We start from the raw sequence: 16,718 nt of genomic DNA, 5'->3' as shown, positions 1-16,718 counted from the left end.
GTACGCCCCCCCCCCCCCCCCCCCCCCCCCCCCCCCCCCCCCCCCCCCCCCCCCCCCCCCCCCCCCCCCCCCCCCACGGCCAGGTACCTACGGTTTGTACTGGGGCGGTTGCACTGGGGACGGTTGTACTGGGGGCGGTTGTACTGGGGGCGGTTGTACTGGGGGCGGTCAGCCCAGCCGCGAGACGTCCCTGACCGCGCCCTTGTCCGCGCTCGTCGCCATCGCCGCGTAGGCGCGCAGCGCCACCGACACCTTGCGCTCGCGGGAGGCGGGGGCGTACACGCCGTTCAGCGCCTCGCGACGGGACGTCAGTTCGTCGTCGCCGACGAGGAGTTCGATCGTACGGTTCGGGATGTCGATCCGGATCCGGTCGCCGTCGTGGACGAGCGCGATCGTGCCGCCCGAGGCCGCCTCCGGAGAGGCGTGGCCGATCGAGAGACCCGACGTGCCGCCGGAGAAGCGGCCGTCCGTGATCAGCGCGCAGGACTTGCCGAGGCCCCGGCCCTTCAGATACGAGGTCGGGTACAGCATCTCCTGCATACCGGGGCCACCGCGCGGGCCCTCGTAGCGGATGACGATGACATCGCCCTCGGTGATCTCCTTGCGGAGGATCTTCTCCACGGCGTCCTCCTGCGATTCGCAGACGACGGCGGGGCCCTCGAACGTCCAGATCGACTCGTCGACGCCGGCCGTCTTCACCACACAGCCGTCGACGGCGAGGTTGCCCTTCAGCACCGCCAGGCCGCCGTCCTTCGAGTACGCGTGGGCCACGTCCCGGACACAGCCGCCCGCGGCGTCGGTGTCGAGGGTGTCCCAGCGCTCGGACTGGGAGAAGGCCTCGGCGGAGCGGACGCAGCCGGGGGCCGCGTGCCACAGCTCGACCGCCTCGTCGGACGGTGAGCCGCCGCGGACGTCCCAGGTCTCCAGCCAGTCCTTGATGCTCGGCGAGTGGACGGTGTGCACGTCCTCGTTGAGCAGACCGCCGCGGTAGAGCTCGCCCAGGATGGCGGGGATGCCGCCGGCCCGGTGGATGTCCTCCATGTAGTACGTGCCGCCGGGGGCCACATTGGGCGCGACCTTGGTCAGGCAGGGCACCCGTCGCGAGACCTCGTCGATGTCGGCGAGGTCGTAGTCCAGCTCGGCCTCCTGGGCGGCGGCGAGCAGATGGAGGATGGTGTTGGTGGAGCCGCCCATGGCGATGTCGAGGGCCATGGCGTTGTCGAAGGCGGCCCGGGTGGCGATGGAGCGCGGCAGGACCGACTCGTCGTCCTGCTCGTAATGGCGCTTGGTGATCTCGACGACCGTGCGGCCCGCGTTCTCGTACAGCGCCTTGCGCGCCGTGTGCGTGGCCAGCACCGAGCCGTTGCCGGGCAGGGAGAGGCCGATGGCCTCGGTCAGGCAGTTCATCGAGTTGGCGGTGAACATGCCGGAACAGGAACCGCAGGTCGGGCAGGCGTTCTCCTCGATACGGAGGATGTCCTCGTCCGAGACGTTCTCGTTGACCGCGTCCGAGATCGCGTTGATCAGGTCGAGCTTGCGGACCGTACCGTCCACCAGGGTCGCCCGGCCGGCCTCCATGGGGCCGCCGGAGACGAAGACCGTGGGGATGTTGAGGCGCATCGCGGCCATCAGCATGCCCGGGGTGATCTTGTCGCAGTTGGAGATGCAGATCAGCGCGTCCGCGCAGTGCGCCTCGACCATGTACTCGACGGAGTCGGCGATCAGATCGCGGGACGGGAGGGAGTAGAGCATTCCGCCGTGGCCCATCGCGATGCCGTCGTCGACGGCGATGGTGTTGAACTCGCGCGGCACGGCGCCCGCGGCCTTGATCGCCTCGGAGACGATCCGGCCGACCGGCGCGAGGTGGGTGTGGCCGGGCACGAACTCGGTGAAGGAGTTGGCCACCGCGACGATCGGCTTGCCGATGTCCTCGCTCGCTACGCCCGATGCCCGCATAAGGGCGCGCGCGCCCGCCATATTGCGGCCGTGGGTGACAGTGCGGGACCTCAGCTCGGGCATCGTCGCTCGCTCCTTCAGCAGATCCGTCAGCCGGTCTTCGGCAGAAATGACTTCTTCGAGCGTACGCCCCGGATCCAAGATCTGGACAGGACGTCCGGCATACGGAACGGCCGTTCAGCCTTCGGTCAGGCTCCGGCGCGTTCGGTCAGGCTCCGGCGCCCTCGGTCAGGCTTCGGCGAGATAGCGCTGAATCGTGGGCGCCACCATCGTGATGATCTCCTCGGTGTCCGCCGACGCCAGCGGCTCCGCCTTGATCACATAGCGGAGGAAGGCGATTCCGAGCATCTGCGAAGCGGCCAGCTCGGCGCGGAACGTCGGGTTCGGTACGTCAAGATCCTCCGCGATCCGCTCCAGCAGCCGCCGCAGGACGAACGTACGCAGCACCTTCGCCGCCGCCTCCTGCGTCAGCGCGGAGCGGATGACCGCCAGCAGCGGGGCCCGGGTCACCGGGTTCTCCCAGACGCCGATGAAGAAGCGGGCAAGCCGCTCCCCGATGCCGTCCGGTCCGCCGGCCAGCAGCGTGGGCAGCATCAGGGCCGGTTCGAAGGAGACCTCGATGGCCGCTGCGAAGACCTCGTCCTTCGTACCGAAGTAGTGGTGGACGAGTGCCGGGTCGACCCCCGCCGCCTTGGCGATGCCCCGGATGGAGGTCTTGTCGTACCCGCGCTCGGCGAACTCCGTACGGGCGGCTTCGAGGATCTTCTGCTGGGCGCTGGGGCCGGTGTCGGCCGCCTTGCGGGCGGGGCGGCCGCGGCGCCGCGGAGCCGTACCGTTCATGACGGGCGCGCTCCCGAGGAGCCGGTACGGGGCGACCGCGCCGAGGACGCCTTCGACTCCGTCGCCGGGGACGGCTCCGACCGCGTCACCGAGGACGGCACGGGCGAAGGGGCCGACGCGGGCGCGGACGAGGCCAGATGCAGCCGGGCGAACGCCAGCGCCTCCGCCAGATCGGCTTCGCGCTCCGCAGCCGACATCGCGCGCCGCGTGTTCACCTCGATCACGACCTGCCCGTCGAATCCGCTGCCCGCCAGCCCCGCCAGCAGCTCGGCGCACGGCTGCGTGCCCCGGCCCGGCACCAGATGCTCGTCCTTGGCCGACCCGTTGCCGTCCGCGAGATGGACATGCCCCAGCCGGTCGCCCATCCGGCCGATCATGGACATGGCGTCGGTACGGGCGGTCGCGGTGTGCGAGAGATCGACGGTGAAGTGCCGGTAGTCGTACTTGGTCACGTCCCAGTCGGGCGCGTAGGCGAGCATCTCCCGGTCGCGGTAGCGCCACGGGTACATGTTCTCGACGGCGAACCGTACGTCCGTCTCGTCCGCCATCCGCCATATCCCGGTGACGAAGTCACGCGCGTACTGCCGCTGCCAGCGGAACGGCGGATGCACGACGACAGTGGAGGCGCCGAGCTTCTCTGCCGCCGCGCGCGCCCGCTGGAGCTTCACCCAGGGATCGGTGGACCACACGCGCTGGGTGATGAGCAGACAGGGCGCGTGTACGGCGAGTACGGGCACCCCGTGATAGTCGGAGAGCCGGCGCAGCGCCTCGATGTCCTGGCTGACCGGATCGGTCCAGACCATGACCTCGACGCCGTCGTACCCCAGGCGTGCGGCGATCTCGAAGGCCGTCGCCGTGGACTCCGGATAGACCGAAGCCGTCGAGAGCGCGACCTTCGTATCCGGGATGCGCACCACAGGTTCTGCCACGGAGACAGCGTACGGGCACCCTCTACGTGGTCGGGAGTTGATCGAGCCGCCGCAGGATGACGCCCTCGCGCAGCGCCCAGGGGCAGATCTCCACACTCTCGACCCCGAACAGGTCCATCGCGCCCTCCGCGACCAGCGCTCCCGCCAGCAGCTGGGACGAGCGGCCGTCGGAGACACCGGGGAGCGCGGCGCGCTGGAGCGCGCTCATCGTGGCCAGTTTGGGCACCCACTCCTCCAGTGACGTACGACTCAGTTCGCGCTGCACGTACAGCCCCTCGGCGGAGCGCGCGGCCCCGGCGAGCCGGGCCAGCTGCCGGAAGGTCTTGGACGTCGCCACGACATGGTCCGGGCTGCCGAACCGCGAGAATTCCCCGACCGTACGGGCGATCCGCGCCCGTACGTGACGGCGCAGCGCCTTCACATCGACGGGGTCGGGCGGATCGCCGGTCAGCCAGCCCGCGGTCAGCCGGCCCGCGCCCAGGGGCAGCGACACGGCGGCGTCCGGCTCCTCGTCGATTCCGTACGCGATCTCCAGCGAGCCGCCGCCGATGTCCAGGACGAGCAGTTTCCCGGCCGACCAGCCGAACCAGCGGCGGGCGGCGAGGAAGGTGAGCCGGGCCTCCTCCTCGCCCGTAAGGACCTCCAGATCGACGCCGGTCTCGCTCTTGACGCGCCCGAGGACCTGCTCGGCGTTGCTGGCCTCGCGCACGGCGGAGGTCGCGAAGGGCAGGACGTCCTCGCAGCCCTTGTCCTCGGCGGCCTGGAGCGCGTCAGTGATCGTCGAGACGAGCCGGTCGACACCGTCGGGCCCGATCGCGCCGTCCTCGTCAAGGAGCTCGGCGAGCCGCAGCTCCGCCTTGTACGAGTGCGCGGGCAGCGGGCGGGCGCCGCGGTGGGCGTCCACCGCGAGCAGGTGAACCGTGTTCGAACCGACGTCGAGGACTCCGAGTCTCATGAACGGAACGCTACTGCGACCGCGCGCATACGCTGGACCCGTGCCAAAGACGAAAAAGGCGAAGCCGGGCAAAGCCAAGGGCCCGAAGAAGCAGTACCAGCAGGAGGAGGCCGCGAGCACCGTCCGGGACGTCCCGGACGAGAAGGGGCTGGACTTCGCCCGCGCCTGGGCCGAGTTCCCCGATCCCGCCGACGACGAGCAGGTCTTCCGCTGCGATCTGACCTGGCTCACCTCACGGTGGAGCTGCGTTTTCGGCAGCGGCTGCCAGGGCATCCAGGCGGGCCGCGCCGACGACGGCTGCTGCACGCTGGGCGCGCACTTCTCCGACGAGGACGACGAGAAGCGCGTCGCGGGCCATGTGGGGCGCCTCACGCCGGACCTCTGGCAGTTCCACAAGGAGGGCACGACCACCGGCTGGACGCAGACGGACGACGACGGCGAGCGTCAGACACGCCGGTGGGAGGGCTCCTGCATCTTCCAGAACCGCCCCGGCTTCGCGGGCGGCGCCGGATGCTCGCTGCACATCCTGGCCCTGCGTGAGGGGCGCGAGCCGCTGGAGACGAAGCCGGACGTCTGCTGGCAGCTGCCGGTCCGGCGGACGTACGACTGGATCGAGCGGCCCGACGACACGCGCGTGCTCCAGGTGTCCATCGGTGAGTACGACCGGCGCGGCTGGGGGCCGGGCGGCCACGATCTGCACTGGTGGTGCACCTCGGCGACCTCGGCGCACGGCGCGGGTGAACCGGTGTACAAGACGTACCGGCCCGAGCTGACCGAGCTGATGGGCAAGGAGGGGTACGACCGGCTGGCCGAGCTGTGCGAGCAGCGCATGGCGAGCGAGCTTCCGCTGGTGGCGCCGCATCCGGCGGACCCGCCGCAGCACGCGGACAGGAGCTAGACCTCTTGTCCGTCTAGCTTTCCGGGGTGCTCGTGTCCGAGGGGTCCGGGGCCGAGGGGTCCGGCGGGTCGGACGGCCCCGATGGACCAGTCGGATCCGAGGACCCCGAAGCCGGCCGCGTCGGCCCGCCAGGGCCGGGGTCCACGGGGTATCCCGGGTGCCCCGGGTGTCCGGGGTGTCCAGGGTGTCCGGGATACCCCGGCCGGCCCGCGTGCCCCGAGGACGGCGGTCTGGAGCCGTAGCCGTAGATCTTCACCACGGATCCCGCCGGATAGATCGCCACCCGCGCGCTCCACGGTCCGGACGGTTCGCGCCGGTGTTCCACGAAGACCTGGACGGTGAAGGACTCACCGGGCGCGAGCGTGCCGTAGTGACGGCTCAGCCGGAGCCAGGGGGCCTTGGTCCCCGCCGTCCAGGAGACGGGGGCACCGCCCGACGCCCGGAGCGTGACCATCGTCGTGTCGCCGTGGGGCCGCGCCTCGACCGAGATGCGGCCGAGGGCCGGCTGCCCAGGGAGGGGCGGCGATACGGGCAGGCCGTCGCTGATGACCTCGACCGAGAGGCCGGGCGCGGTGCCCTCCCCGCTCGGGCCGCGGCCCGAGCCCGACCCGTCCCGGGCGCCGCCCGCGTTCTCGTAGAGCTCGCGCGGCTTCCCGTCCTTCCCGGGCGGGCCCTCGGTCGCGTCGGCGCTGACGGAGGAGCCGTCGTGGCCGTCCCCCGTATCCGGCGCGCCGCGGTACGCCGCCCAGAGGGCGAGCACGGGAGCGGCCACGACGGTCGCCACGACGGTGGTGGTCACGGCCCGCGCCCGCAACCGTTCGCGACGGGCGGCGCGGTCCTTGGGGTCCATGGGGAAGCCGTTGCGGCCGAAGCGCGGCGCCGCGGCCCGCGCCCGGGGGGCCCTGTCCATCGCCGTGTACGTGGCCTCTCTCGGCGCCTCGATGAGCGGCAGCACGGCGGGCGGCGCGGACCGCGCGGCGGCTCCGTCCGGGCCTTCCAGGAGGAGGCAGAGGCGCGACCCGGGCCATGGTCCGGCCGCCTCGGCACGCTCGGCGGCGCGCCGGCAGCGCGGGCAGTCGTCGACGTGCCGGACCAGTTCACGCCGGAGCGCGGCGGAGAGCAGCACCTGATGGTCGCCGGTGAGCCGGGCGACGGACGGGCAGTCGCCGGTGCCGACGACGGCGAGCGCGGCGCGGGTGCGCTCCACCTCACAGGCGGCCGAGGCAAGCAGCTCACGGGCCGCCGCCGGGTCCATGGACAGCACGGTGGCGACCTCGACCGGGCCCAGCTGGTGGCGTACGGACAGCTCCAGGATCTCGCGCTGCTCGGGGGTCGTACCGGCGACTTCCGGCCAGGCCAGCAGGGCGAGTTCACGCCGTCGGCGCTCGGCGGTCTCCGGCGCCAGCACCTCCGTCGGCGCGGGTTCCGGCTCGCGCTGGGCCGAATGCGCCCCCAGCCGGCTGCGGCGCTGCTCGGTGAGCCTGCGCAGACAGGACCAGCGGGCGAGCGCGTACAGCCAGGCCTTGCGCTCCTCGTCGCCCGAGGGGCAACGGCCGTACTGCCGCTCGGAGATGGACAGCACCTCGCCAAGCACCTCGGTCGCGACGTCGTGGTCGCACAGCACCGAGAGGCAGTAGGTGAACAGACCGTCGAGATACGGCTCGTAACGCGCGGCCTCGCGGCGCGGCACCGGATGGGGCGCACGACGGGGCACGCGGTGTGCGCCGGTGGTGTGCGTGGAGGTGTCGGGGCTGCTGCTCATCACCCGGCGACGTTAGACAGAGAGACCCACACCCTTCACACCTCTTGAGCACAATTAATCCTTACGGGTGAAGGTATCCCTCAAAAGGGGACAGGAATCGCACGTTCCGATGAGTTCCCCGCCCCTCGTCGCGGCTTCCCCCCTCCCGCTCCGGGGCCGGCCCCTCTCCTTGGTCGGCGCTGTCAGTGCGCCCCTATACGGTGACGCCATGGCTGCCCGTACGAAATCCGCCAAGGACAGGCCGTCCTACCGCTGCACCGAGTGCGGTTGGACGACCGCCAAATGGCTCGGCCGCTGCCCCGAGTGCCAGGCGTGGGGCACGGTCGAGGAGTACGGCGCGCCCGCCGTACGGACCACGGCGGCGGGCCGGGTCTCCACCGCCGCGCTGCCGATCGGCCAGGTCGACGCCCGTACGGCCACCGCGCGCTCCACCGGCGTGGACGAGCTGGACCGGGTGCTCGGCGGCGGGCTGGTGCCGGGCGCCGTCGTGCTGGTCGCGGGCGAGCCGGGCGTGGGGAAGTCGACGCTGCTGCTCGATGTCGCGGCGAAGTCGGCCAGTGACGAGCACCGCACGCTCTATGTGACGGGCGAGGAGTCCACCAGCCAGGTGCGGCTGCGCGCCGACCGGATCAAGGCCATCGACGACCATCTCTATCTGGCCGCGGAGACGGATCTCTCCGCCGTCCTCGGTCATCTCGACGCGGTCAAGCCGTCGCTGCTGATCCTGGACTCCGTCCAGACCGTGGCCTCGCCCGAGATCGAGGGCGCGCCGGGCGGCATGGCCCAGGTCCGCGAGGTCGCGGGCGCGCTCATCCGGGCCTCCAAGGAGCGCGCCATGTCCACGCTCCTGGTGGGTCATGTCACCAAGGACGGCGCGATCGCGGGGCCGCGGCTGCTCGAACACCTTGTGGACGTCGTGCTGTCGTTCGAGGGCGACCGACATGCCAGGCTGCGGCTCGTCCGGGGGATCAAGAACCGCTACGGGACGACCGACGAGGTCGGCTGTTTCGAGCTGCACGACGAGGGGATCACCGGCCTCGCCGACCCGTCCGGGCTGTTCCTCACCCGGCGCGACGAGCCCGTCCCCGGCACCTGCCTGACCGTCACCCTGGAGGGACGCCGGCCGCTCGTCGCCGAGGTGCAGGCGCTGACCGTCGACTCGCAGATTCCCTCGCCCCGGCGCACCACCTCCGGCCTGGAGACCTCCCGGGTCTCGATGATGCTCGCCGTGCTGGAGCAGCGCGGCCGGATCAGCGCGCTCGGCAAGCGCGACATCTACAGCGCGACGGTCGGTGGGGTGAAGCTCACCGAGCCCGCCGCCGACCTCGCGATCGCCCTGGCGCTGGCGTCCGCGGCCAGTGACACCCCCCTGCCGAAGAACCTGGTCGCGATCGGTGAGGTCGGGCTCGCGGGCGAGGTCAGACGGGTTACGGGCGTCCAGCGCAGGCTGGCCGAGGCCCACCGTCTCGGCTTCACACAGGCGCTCGTTCCCACCGATCCGGGGAAGATCCCGGCCGGTATGAAGGTCACAGAAGTCGCCGACATGGGTGATGCTCTCAGGGTGCTACCGCGCCGCGGTCGTGCGGACGCCCCACGGGAAGACAACGCTCGCCGGTAGACTTTGCCCTGGTCTCGCCCATCCGTACGAGCCGGAGGAGTGCAGTGGCAGCCAACGACCGGGCATCAGCGCCCGGAAAGTCCGGCGCGGGCTCCGGCAACGAAGCGCTGATGCGCGCCTCCCTGAGCGCTGTCGCGCCGGGCATGGCGCTGCGCGACGGCCTGGAGCGGATCCTGCGCGGTAACACCGGAGGTCTGATCGTCCTGGGCATGGACAAGACCGTCGAGTCGATGTGCACGGGCGGTTTCGTGCTGGACGTGGAGTTCACCGCGACCCGCCTGCGCGAGCTGTGCAAACTCGACGGCGCGCTCATCCTGGACAAGGACATCACCAAAATCCTGCGGGCCGGCGTCCAGCTGGTCCCGGAGTCGTCCATCCCCACGGAGGAGACGGGCACGCGGCACCGCACGGCGGACCGCGTGTCGAAGCAGTGCGGCTTCCCGGTCGTCTCCGTGTCCCAGTCGATGCGGCTGATCGCGCTGTATGTGAACGGGGAGCGCCGGGTCCTTGAGGAGTCGGCGGCGATCCTGTCGCGGGCGAACCAGGCGCTGGCGACCCTGGAGCGGTACAAGCTCCGTCTTGACGAGGTGGCGGGCACGCTCTCCGCGCTGGAGATCGAGGACCTGGTGACGGTCCGGGACGTGACGGCCGTCGCCCAGCGTCTTGAGATGGTGCGCAGGATCGCCACGGAGATCGCCGAGTACGTGGTCGAGCTGGGCACCGACGGCCGGCTTCTCTCGCTCCAGCTGGACGAGTTGATCGCGGGCGTGGAGCCGGAACGGGATCTGGTCGCGCGGGACTACGTACCCGAGCCGACCGCGAAGCGCTCACGTACGGTCGACGAGGCGCTCGGCGAGCTGGACTCGCTGACCCATCCCGAGCTGCTGGAACTGCCCATCGTGGCAAGGGCGCTGGGCTACAGCGGCGCGCCCGAGACGCTCGACTCCGCTGTCTCGCCGCGCGGTTACCGGCTGCTGGCCAAGGTGCCGCGGCTGCCGGGCGCCATCATCGAGCGGCTTGTCGAGCACTTCGGCGGGCTCCAGAAGCTGCTGGCGGCGAGCGTCGACGATCTGCAGACGGTGGACGGCGTCGGCGAGGCGCGGGCCCGCAGCGTGCGCGAGGGGCTGTCGCGGCTGGCGGAGTCCTCGATCCTGGAGCGGTACGTATAGCGGCGCCGGTACGTAGAGCGGTGTACGCACATGACGGCGGCGCCCCGACCCGGTGAGAGGGTCGGGGCGCCGCCGTACGCGCCTGTGCGGACAGGTATCAGTCCTTCTCCAGGCGGATCGACGCCTGGCCCTGCTTCACCGCGGCGCCCGAGGTCTTGGCCTCCACCAGGTACGTTCCGGGGCTCACCGGCGCCGCGGGCGGCGTGGCGCACCGGGGCGCGCTCTGCCTGCGGTCCCACTCGATCGTGCGGGTGATCGTCCCGCCCGCCGGGACCTCGTAGAGCACCCCGCCCGTCTTCGGGCAGTGGTCGGACGACCAGATCTCTTGGTCATCCGCGTTGGTGATCGTCAGCACCATGGCCTTCGGTCCGAAGTCGGCCTTGCAGGTGGTGCCCGAGGTGTTCGTGGCGATCAGCCGGAACGCGGGCTTCTCGCCCGGCGCGTAGGCGACCTTCGTCGTGGTGAGCCGCAGGGTGAGGGCGCTCGGGGGGCAGTTGGGCAGTCCGGAGCCGGCCGGTACCTGCCGGCCGGAGCCGGCGCTTCCGCCGTCGCCGCCCGCCGTACCGCCGCCACTCGCGCCGCCACTCGCGCCGCCGGCGTCCGCCGTACCGTCCGTACCGCTGGAACCGGCCCCGCCTCCGCCGCCGGTGTCACCGTTCTTGCCGCCGTCGGCGCCGCCGTCCGTACCGCCCTGACCGCCGCCCGTCCCGCCGCCCGTCCCGTCGGTCGAGCCCGACTCGTCGCGTCCGCCCGGCTGTTCACTGATCGCCGGTCCTGAACCGGAGGGGCCCGGGGTGATGGACGTCGCGGGATTGGCGCCGTCCGACGTGTCCCCGCTGTTCTTACTGTCACCCCCACGGGATGTGACGACCCATACGACGAGCAACGCGAGCAGCGCGATCAGCGTCGCCGCTACTGCCCTCCGTCGCCAGTAGATGGTGGAGGGAAGCGGCCCGACCGGATTGCGCAAAGATCCCACGGCGCAAACTGTACGAGAGATCGGAGCCAACTCCCGCCCCCCATGCCGCCCGTCTCGCAAGTTTTACGGATCATCATCACGGAGCGGGCGCGGCTGAGCGGGAGTTCTCCGCTCGCCCGGACCTCTCCGCTCGCCGGGACTTCATTCCTTTCGTCAAGGATGGACCCCGGCCATCGGATGAGGGGAACTCCCGATGATCTCTGTACGTTCGTTCCATGAACAGCAGCGCAACGAGCGATCTCTATCGCGACATCACCGACTTCGCCCGCACGACCCCCTCCTGGTTCCAACATCTGGCAGAGCTCTGGACCGAGGCCGGACTGCTGTTGTTCGGCGTGCTCTTCATAGCGGTCTGGTGGTACGCGCGACCGGCCGGCTCACGCGCCGTGGCCGTGGCGGTCCTCGCTCCGCTCGCGACCGCCGTCGCGTATGTGTGCAGTGAGCTGACCAAGTCGGCGCTGACCGAGGAGAGGCCGTGCCGGGCGGTCGTCGGAGCCGGTGCCTCGCTCATCCCCTGCCCGCCGGTGGGCGACTGGTCCTTCCCCAGCAACCACGCCACGATCGCCGGAGCCGCGGCGATCGCGCTGGCCCTCGCCCGTCCCGTGCTCGCCTGTCTCACCGTCCCGATGGCGCTGCTGATGGCGTTCTCCCGGGTCTTCGTCGGGGTCCACTATCCGCACGACGTGGCGGTGGGGCTGGTGTTCGGCGGCAGCGTGGCGACGCTCGTGGTCCTGGCGGCGGCCCGGCCCGTGGGCACGCTGGTCGTGACGATGCGGACGAGCGGATCGAGTCTGGCCCTCCTGCTCGCCGGGCCGGGGCGGGCACGCACGGCCGATCACGCGGGCGTGACCGAGCGGGCGTGATCAATGACGTAACAAGCCGAGTGAGGCAACGAAGTGAGGCGACAAGCCGAGTGACGTCACCGGTCGGGTGATGCGACACGTCGGCTGTGACGGACCCGGCGGGCGGGGGCGAACACGGGGCGTGCGCGGGACCGGGCGCGTGACACCTCGGCCCCGCCCGCGCCTGCCGCCCCCTCCACGGCCCGGGACATGCCAGGATCGGTGCTGTCATGACTGCTACCTCCGCGCACTCCGCGTCCTCTCCGACCGCCGTCGATCCGGCCGCCCTCCACACCCCCGTCATCGCGTGGTTCGACTCGAACGCGCGCGACCTGCCCTGGCGCCGCCCCGAAGCGGGCGCCTGGGGGGTGATGGTCAGCGAGTTCATGCTCCAGCAGACCCCGGTGAACCGGGTGCTCCCGGTGTACGAGCAGTGGCTCAGCCGCTGGCCACGCCCCGCCGATCTGGCCGCCGAGGCCCCCGGCGAGGCCGTCCGCGCCTGGGGCAGGCTGGGCTATCCGCGCCGTGCGCTACGTCTGCACGGCGCCGCGCAGGCGATAACGGAGCGGCACGGAGGCGACGTACCGCGCGAGCACGCGCAGTTGCTGTCGCTGCCCGGGATCGGCGAGTACACGGCCGCGGCGGTCGCCTCGTTCGCGTACGGGCAGCGGCACGCGGTGCTCGACACGAATGTGCGCCGCGTCTTCGCGCGCGCCGTGGCCGGTGTGCAGTACCCGCCGAACGCGACCACCGCCGCCGAACGCAAGCTGGCCCGCGCGCTGCTGCCCGAGGACGCGCCGACCGCCGCGCGCTGGGCGGCGTCCTCCATGGAGCTGGGCGCGCTGATCTGCACGGCGAAGAACGAGGGCTGCGTGAGCTGCCCGATCGCCGACCGGTGCGCCTGGCGGCTGGCCGGGAAGCCGCAGTACGAGGGCCCCGCGCGGCGCGGCCAGACGTACGCGGGCACGGACCGTCAGGTGCGCGGGAAGCTGCTCGCCGTACTGCGCGAGGCGGTCGCTCCGGTGCCGCAGGTGGTCCTGGACGCGGTCTGGGACGAGCCGGTGCAGCGGGCCAGGGCGCTGGACGGACTGGTCGCGGACGGGCTGGTCGAGCCGATGGAGAACGGGGTCTACCGGCTGCCGCAGAGCCGGCCGCAACCGCGCTGACCACCGCCGTCCCCCGCCGTCCCCCACTGACCGCGCCGACCGCGCGACGCGCCACCGGAGCAGGCCCGGCGGCCGTCGCGCGAGGGGCCGTCGCGCGGGCGGCCGTTACACAACCGATGGACAGCCGTGCGTCCGCCGACGGCTGTCCCGCACAGCCTCGTGACAACCGCTCCGTAATTTCGGTGCCGTAAGCGAACGGTTCGGATGGTCACGGGGTCGGAGGCGGTTGGCATGGCGCAGGGCGAGGTGCTCGGATTCGAGGAATACGTACGTACCCGGCAGGAGGCCCTGCTGCGGAGCGCACGGCGTCTCGTGCCCGACCCCGTCGACGCGCAGGACCTGCTCCAGACCGCGCTGGCCCGTACGTACGGGCGCTGGGAGGGCATCGCCGACAAGTCGCTCGCCGACGCCTATCTGCGCCGCGTCATGATCAACACCCGTACGGAGTGGTGGCGCGCCCGCAGGCTCGAAGAGGTCCCCACCGAGCAGCTGCCCGACGCGAGCGTCGACGACGGCACCGAGCAGCGCGCCGACCGGGCGCTCCTGATGGACATCCTGGGGGTGCTCGCGCCCAAGCAGCGCAGCGTGGTGGTGCTGCGCCACTGGGAGCAGATGAGCACGGAGGAGACGGCTGCCGCGCTCGGCATGTCGGCGGGTACCGTGAAGAGCACACTGCACCGCGCGCTGGCCCGGCTCCGTCAGGAGCTGGAGAGCCGGGAATTGGCCAGCCAGGACCTGGATGTCCACGCGCCGGAGCGGTCGGATCTCCGTCGTGGCAGGAGCGGCGGGAGCGACAGGGGTGACGGTCGGGGCGTTCGCGGCACACGCGGCGGCCACGGCGGTCATGAGGAGCGGGGGCGGGAGAGGTGCGCGGCCTGAGAGACCCCGGGCGGCCGGGGGGCAGGTCCTTCGCGGTGGGTGCGGCGCTGTCCGCGCTCGCCGCTGTCGGCCTGCTCGCGTCCGGCTGTTCGACCGGCGGTACGGGGACCAGGGACGAGGGCGCGGCCGTGACCTCCCCCGTGGAGCGGGGCGCGCCCACCCCCAGGGTGTCCGCGTCGGCCCCCGCCAAGACCGTCAACGCGGTGGCGCTGCTCCGGAAGGACCCCGCGGTCAGCACGCGGGTCAAGGGGGATCTCAAACGGTGCGGCGAGGACGCGTACCCGGTCGACACCTCGTACGGGAATCTGACCGGCGGTACCGCGCCCGATCTGGTGATCAACGTGATGACGTGCGGTGACTCGGTGGGCGTCGGGACGTATGTGTACCGCGAGCGGAACGAGGAGTACCAGAACGTCTTCGCGACGGAGGAGCCCGCCGTCTACGCCACGATCGACCGCGGTGAACTGGTCGTCACCCAGCAGGTGTACGCGAACGGCGATCCGCTGTCCTTCCCGTCCGGCGAGGACGTCGTGACGTACAGCTGGGCCGACACCAAGTTCAGTGAGCGTTACCGGGTGCGCAACGACTACAGCAGAGCGGTGGGCGGCGGCGACGCGTCCGTTACCCTCCCCAGCCCGACGAGCCGGAACTGAGAGCTGAGATCCACGGGATGGCCGAGACCCATGTCCTGTTCGTCGAGGACGACGATGTCATTCGCGAAGCCACCCAGCTGGCGCTGGAGCGCAGTGGCTTCGTGGTCACCGCCAGGCCGGACGGACTCTCCGGCCTCGACTCCTTCCGCGCGGACCGTCCTGACATCGCCCTGCTCGATGTGATGGTGCCCGGTCTGGACGGGGTCAGCCTGTGCCGGCGTATCCGTGACGAGTCGACCGTGCCCGTGATCATGCTGTCCGCGCGCGCCGACTCGATCGATGTGGTGCTCGGGCTGGAGGCCGGCGCCGACGACTATGTGACCAAGCCCTTCGACGGCGCGGTGCTGGTCGCCAGGATCCGCGCCGTACTGCGCCGCTTCGGGCACGCGGGCGGACCCGCCGGGGAGACCGGCGGACCGGGCGAGCCCGACGAGCACGGGGTGCTGACCTTCGGCGATGTGCAGATCGACACGGAGGGCATGGAGGTACGCAGGGGAGGCGTGCCGGTGGCGCTGACACCGACGGAGATGCGGCTGCTGCTGGAGTTCTCGTCCGCTCCCGGGACCGTGCTCTCCCGCGACAAACTGCTTGAACGGGTCTGGGACTACGGCTGGGGCGGTGACACCCGGGTGGTGGACGTTCATGTCCAGCGGCTGCGCACCAAGATCGGTCAGGACCGGATCGACACGGTCCGCGGCTTCGGATACAAGCTCAAGGCATGAAGAGGCCGGCCCTGCGCACCGGAGTGCGGTGGAAGATCAGCATCGCGATCGCGGCGGTCGGCGCGCTCGTCGCGGTGGCGCTGAGTCTGGTGGTGCACAACTCGGCGCGCGTCTCGATGCTCGACAACTCGCGCGAGGTGCAGATGGAGCGACTGCTGTTCGCGCAGCGGATGTTCGAGTCCACGAAGGAGCCCAGGCTCGGCACGAAGCTCAATGACCCGGCTCTCCCGCACGACCTGCACGCGAAGATGAAGCAGGGCAGGCGCGCGACCTATGTGGAGGAGACCGCGAGCGGTGTGCCCGACGTCTGGGCCGCCGTCCCGCTGAGCAATGGCGCGGTGCTCTCGCTGCACAGCAAGTTCGCCGACTCCACGACGATCATGAAGGATCTGGACCGGTCACTGATCATCGGTTCGGTCTCGGTCGTCTTCGGGGGCTGCGCCCTGGGTGTGCTGATCGGCGGGCAGCTCTCGCGGCGGCTGCGCAGGGCCGCCGCGGCGGCGGGGCGGGTCGCGCAGGGCAATACGGAGGTGCGTGTCGGGGACGCCGTCGGCGGCGTCGTACGGGACGAGACGGATGAGCTGGCCCGCGCGGTGGACGCGCTGACCGATGCCCTGAACGAGCGCATCGAGGCGGAACGCCGGGTGACCGCGGACATCGCCCATGAGCTGCGTACGCCGGTGACCGGGCTGCTGACGGCCGCCGAGCTGCTGCCGTCGGGCCGTCCCACGGAGCTGGTACGGGACAGGGCCCAGGCCATGCGGACGCTGGTCGAGGACGTCCTGGAGGTGGCGCGGCTCGACAGCGCCTCGGAGCGCGCCGAACTCCAGGAGATCGCTCTGGGCGAGTTCGTCGAGCGGCGGGTGGGGGTGCTGAACCCCGCGATCAGGATCAAGGTCGTGCACGAGTCCTGGGTCAGCACCGATCCGCGCCGGCTGGAACGCATCCTGGGCAATCTGCTGGCCAATGCCGCCAAGCACGGCGGGACACCCGTCGAGGTGACGGTGGAGGGCCGGGTCGTACGCGTACGGGACCATGGCCCCGGCTTCCCGGAGGCCCTGCTGCGGGAGGGCCCGAGCCGCTTCCGTACGGGCGCGACGGACCGCGCGGGCCACGGCCACGGGCTGGGCCTGACCATCGCGGCGGGCCAGGCCCGGGTCCTGGGAGCGCGGCTGACCTTCCGGAACGCCACGCCCGAGGGCATCGAGGGCCGGGACGGCTCGGGCGGCGCGATCGCGGTCCTCTGGCTCCCGGAGCACGCCCCGACGACAACCGGCAGCTTCCCGATACTGAAGCTGCCGGGCTGAGCCCCGCCGGGCTGCCCGTCGCCCCCGATGGTGGCACGCGCCA

The 16,718-nt window shown here is 71.6% G+C and carries 15 protein-coding genes; 9 read left to right on the top strand and 6 right to left on the bottom strand.

Annotation, left to right across the window (positions count from 1 at the left end; genetic code table 11):
* Positions 1 to 168 precede the first annotated feature (168 nt).
* The 4 genes from ilvD to ACFRMN_RS24800 all read right to left on the bottom strand — a co-directional run bounded on the left by ilvD (position 169) and on the right by ACFRMN_RS24800 (position 4,680).
* Positions 169 to 2,019, bottom strand: coding sequence for a dihydroxy-acid dehydratase (ilvD, locus tag ACFRMN_RS24815; RefSeq protein WP_383022924.1), 1,851 nt, complete (start codon positions 2,017 to 2,019; stop codon positions 169 to 171).
* Positions 2,020 to 2,184: 165 nt separating this feature from the next.
* The gene (locus tag ACFRMN_RS24810; RefSeq protein WP_383022922.1) at positions 2,185 to 2,796 is read right to left on the bottom strand and encodes a TetR family transcriptional regulator; all 612 of its coding nucleotides are present in this window, start codon (positions 2,794 to 2,796) and stop codon (positions 2,185 to 2,187) included.
* On the bottom strand, positions 2,793 to 3,725 hold the full coding sequence (locus ACFRMN_RS24805; RefSeq protein WP_383022920.1) for a sugar phosphate isomerase/epimerase family protein: 933 nt from the start codon (positions 3,723 to 3,725) through the stop codon (positions 2,793 to 2,795). Before ACFRMN_RS24805 ends, ACFRMN_RS24810 begins: the two co-directional genes overlap by 4 nt.
* A 22-nt stretch (positions 3,726 to 3,747) precedes the next feature.
* Positions 3,748 to 4,680: a Ppx/GppA family phosphatase gene (locus tag ACFRMN_RS24800; RefSeq protein WP_383022919.1), complete on the bottom strand. Its 933-nt coding sequence runs from the start codon at positions 4,678 to 4,680 to the stop codon at positions 3,748 to 3,750.
* Positions 4,681 to 4,720: 40 nt separating this feature from the next.
* Between ACFRMN_RS24800 and ACFRMN_RS24795 the strand changes: the two genes are divergently transcribed.
* The gene (locus tag ACFRMN_RS24795; protein WP_383022917.1) at positions 4,721 to 5,578 is read left to right on the top strand and encodes a hypothetical protein; all 858 of its coding nucleotides are present in this window, start codon (positions 4,721 to 4,723) and stop codon (positions 5,576 to 5,578) included.
* A gap of 13 nt (positions 5,579 to 5,591) precedes the next feature.
* On the opposite strand, the gene ACFRMN_RS24790 is transcribed toward ACFRMN_RS24795, so the two are convergent.
* On the bottom strand, positions 5,592 to 7,340 hold the full coding sequence (locus ACFRMN_RS24790) for an RNA polymerase sigma factor (RefSeq protein WP_383022915.1): 1,749 nt from the start codon (positions 7,338 to 7,340) through the stop codon (positions 5,592 to 5,594).
* 208 nt (positions 7,341 to 7,548) lie between these two features.
* On the opposite strand from ACFRMN_RS24790, the gene radA reads away from it, so the two are divergent.
* Together radA and disA are read left to right on the top strand one after the other, a co-directional pair.
* Entirely contained in the window at positions 7,549 to 8,958 is a 1,410-nt protein-coding gene (gene radA, locus ACFRMN_RS24785; protein WP_129770942.1) for a DNA repair protein RadA, read from the top strand.
* A gap of 44 nt (positions 8,959 to 9,002) precedes the next feature.
* Positions 9,003 to 10,127, top strand: coding sequence for a DNA integrity scanning diadenylate cyclase DisA (disA, locus tag ACFRMN_RS24780; protein WP_030354428.1), 1,125 nt, complete (start codon positions 9,003 to 9,005; stop codon positions 10,125 to 10,127).
* A gap of 97 nt (positions 10,128 to 10,224) precedes the next feature.
* Here the strand turns inward: disA and ACFRMN_RS24775 are convergent, their stop codons facing one another.
* Complete coding sequence (locus ACFRMN_RS24775; RefSeq protein WP_383022913.1) at positions 10,225 to 11,106, bottom strand: hypothetical protein; 882 nt, start codon at positions 11,104 to 11,106, stop codon at positions 10,225 to 10,227.
* A gap of 215 nt (positions 11,107 to 11,321) precedes the next feature.
* On the opposite strand from ACFRMN_RS24775, the gene ACFRMN_RS24770 reads away from it, so the two are divergent.
* The 6 genes from ACFRMN_RS24770 (at position 11,322) to cseC (ending at position 16,675) form a co-directional block, all read left to right on the top strand.
* On the top strand, positions 11,322 to 11,969 hold the full coding sequence (locus ACFRMN_RS24770) for a phosphatase PAP2 family protein (RefSeq protein WP_383022912.1): 648 nt from the start codon (positions 11,322 to 11,324) through the stop codon (positions 11,967 to 11,969).
* 209 nt (positions 11,970 to 12,178) lie between these two features.
* Complete coding sequence (locus tag ACFRMN_RS24765) at positions 12,179 to 13,114, top strand: A/G-specific adenine glycosylase (RefSeq protein ID WP_383022910.1); 936 nt, start codon at positions 12,179 to 12,181, stop codon at positions 13,112 to 13,114.
* Positions 13,115 to 13,345: 231 nt separating this feature from the next.
* Positions 13,346 to 13,993, top strand: a complete 648-nt coding sequence (locus ACFRMN_RS24760; RefSeq protein ID WP_383022909.1) for a SigE family RNA polymerase sigma factor — start codon at positions 13,346 to 13,348, stop codon at positions 13,991 to 13,993.
* Positions 13,981 to 14,646 carry a hypothetical protein gene (locus ACFRMN_RS24755; protein ID WP_383022907.1) on the top strand — a complete coding sequence of 222 codons (666 nt, stop codon included), beginning with the start codon at positions 13,981 to 13,983 and terminating at the stop codon, positions 14,644 to 14,646. Before ACFRMN_RS24760 ends, ACFRMN_RS24755 begins: the two co-directional genes overlap by 13 nt.
* A gap of 17 nt (positions 14,647 to 14,663) precedes the next feature.
* Positions 14,664 to 15,368 (top strand): two-component system response regulator CseB, encoded by a 705-nt coding sequence (cseB, locus tag ACFRMN_RS24750; protein WP_383022905.1) that lies wholly within the window; start codon positions 14,664 to 14,666, stop codon positions 15,366 to 15,368.
* The gene (cseC, locus tag ACFRMN_RS24745; RefSeq protein ID WP_383022904.1) at positions 15,365 to 16,675 is read left to right on the top strand and encodes a two-component system sensor histidine kinase CseC; all 1,311 of its coding nucleotides are present in this window, start codon (positions 15,365 to 15,367) and stop codon (positions 16,673 to 16,675) included. Before cseB ends, cseC begins: the two co-directional genes overlap by 4 nt.
* Positions 16,676 to 16,718 lie beyond the last annotated feature (43 nt).

Origin of the sequence: Streptomyces sp. NPDC056835, assembly GCF_042789485.1 — a bacterium.
In the GTDB taxonomy this organism is placed as follows: Bacteria; Actinomycetota; Actinomycetes; order Streptomycetales; family Streptomycetaceae; genus Streptomyces.
Note: the sequence above shows the minus strand (reverse complement) of the source record. Positions and strands in the feature narration are given on the sequence as shown.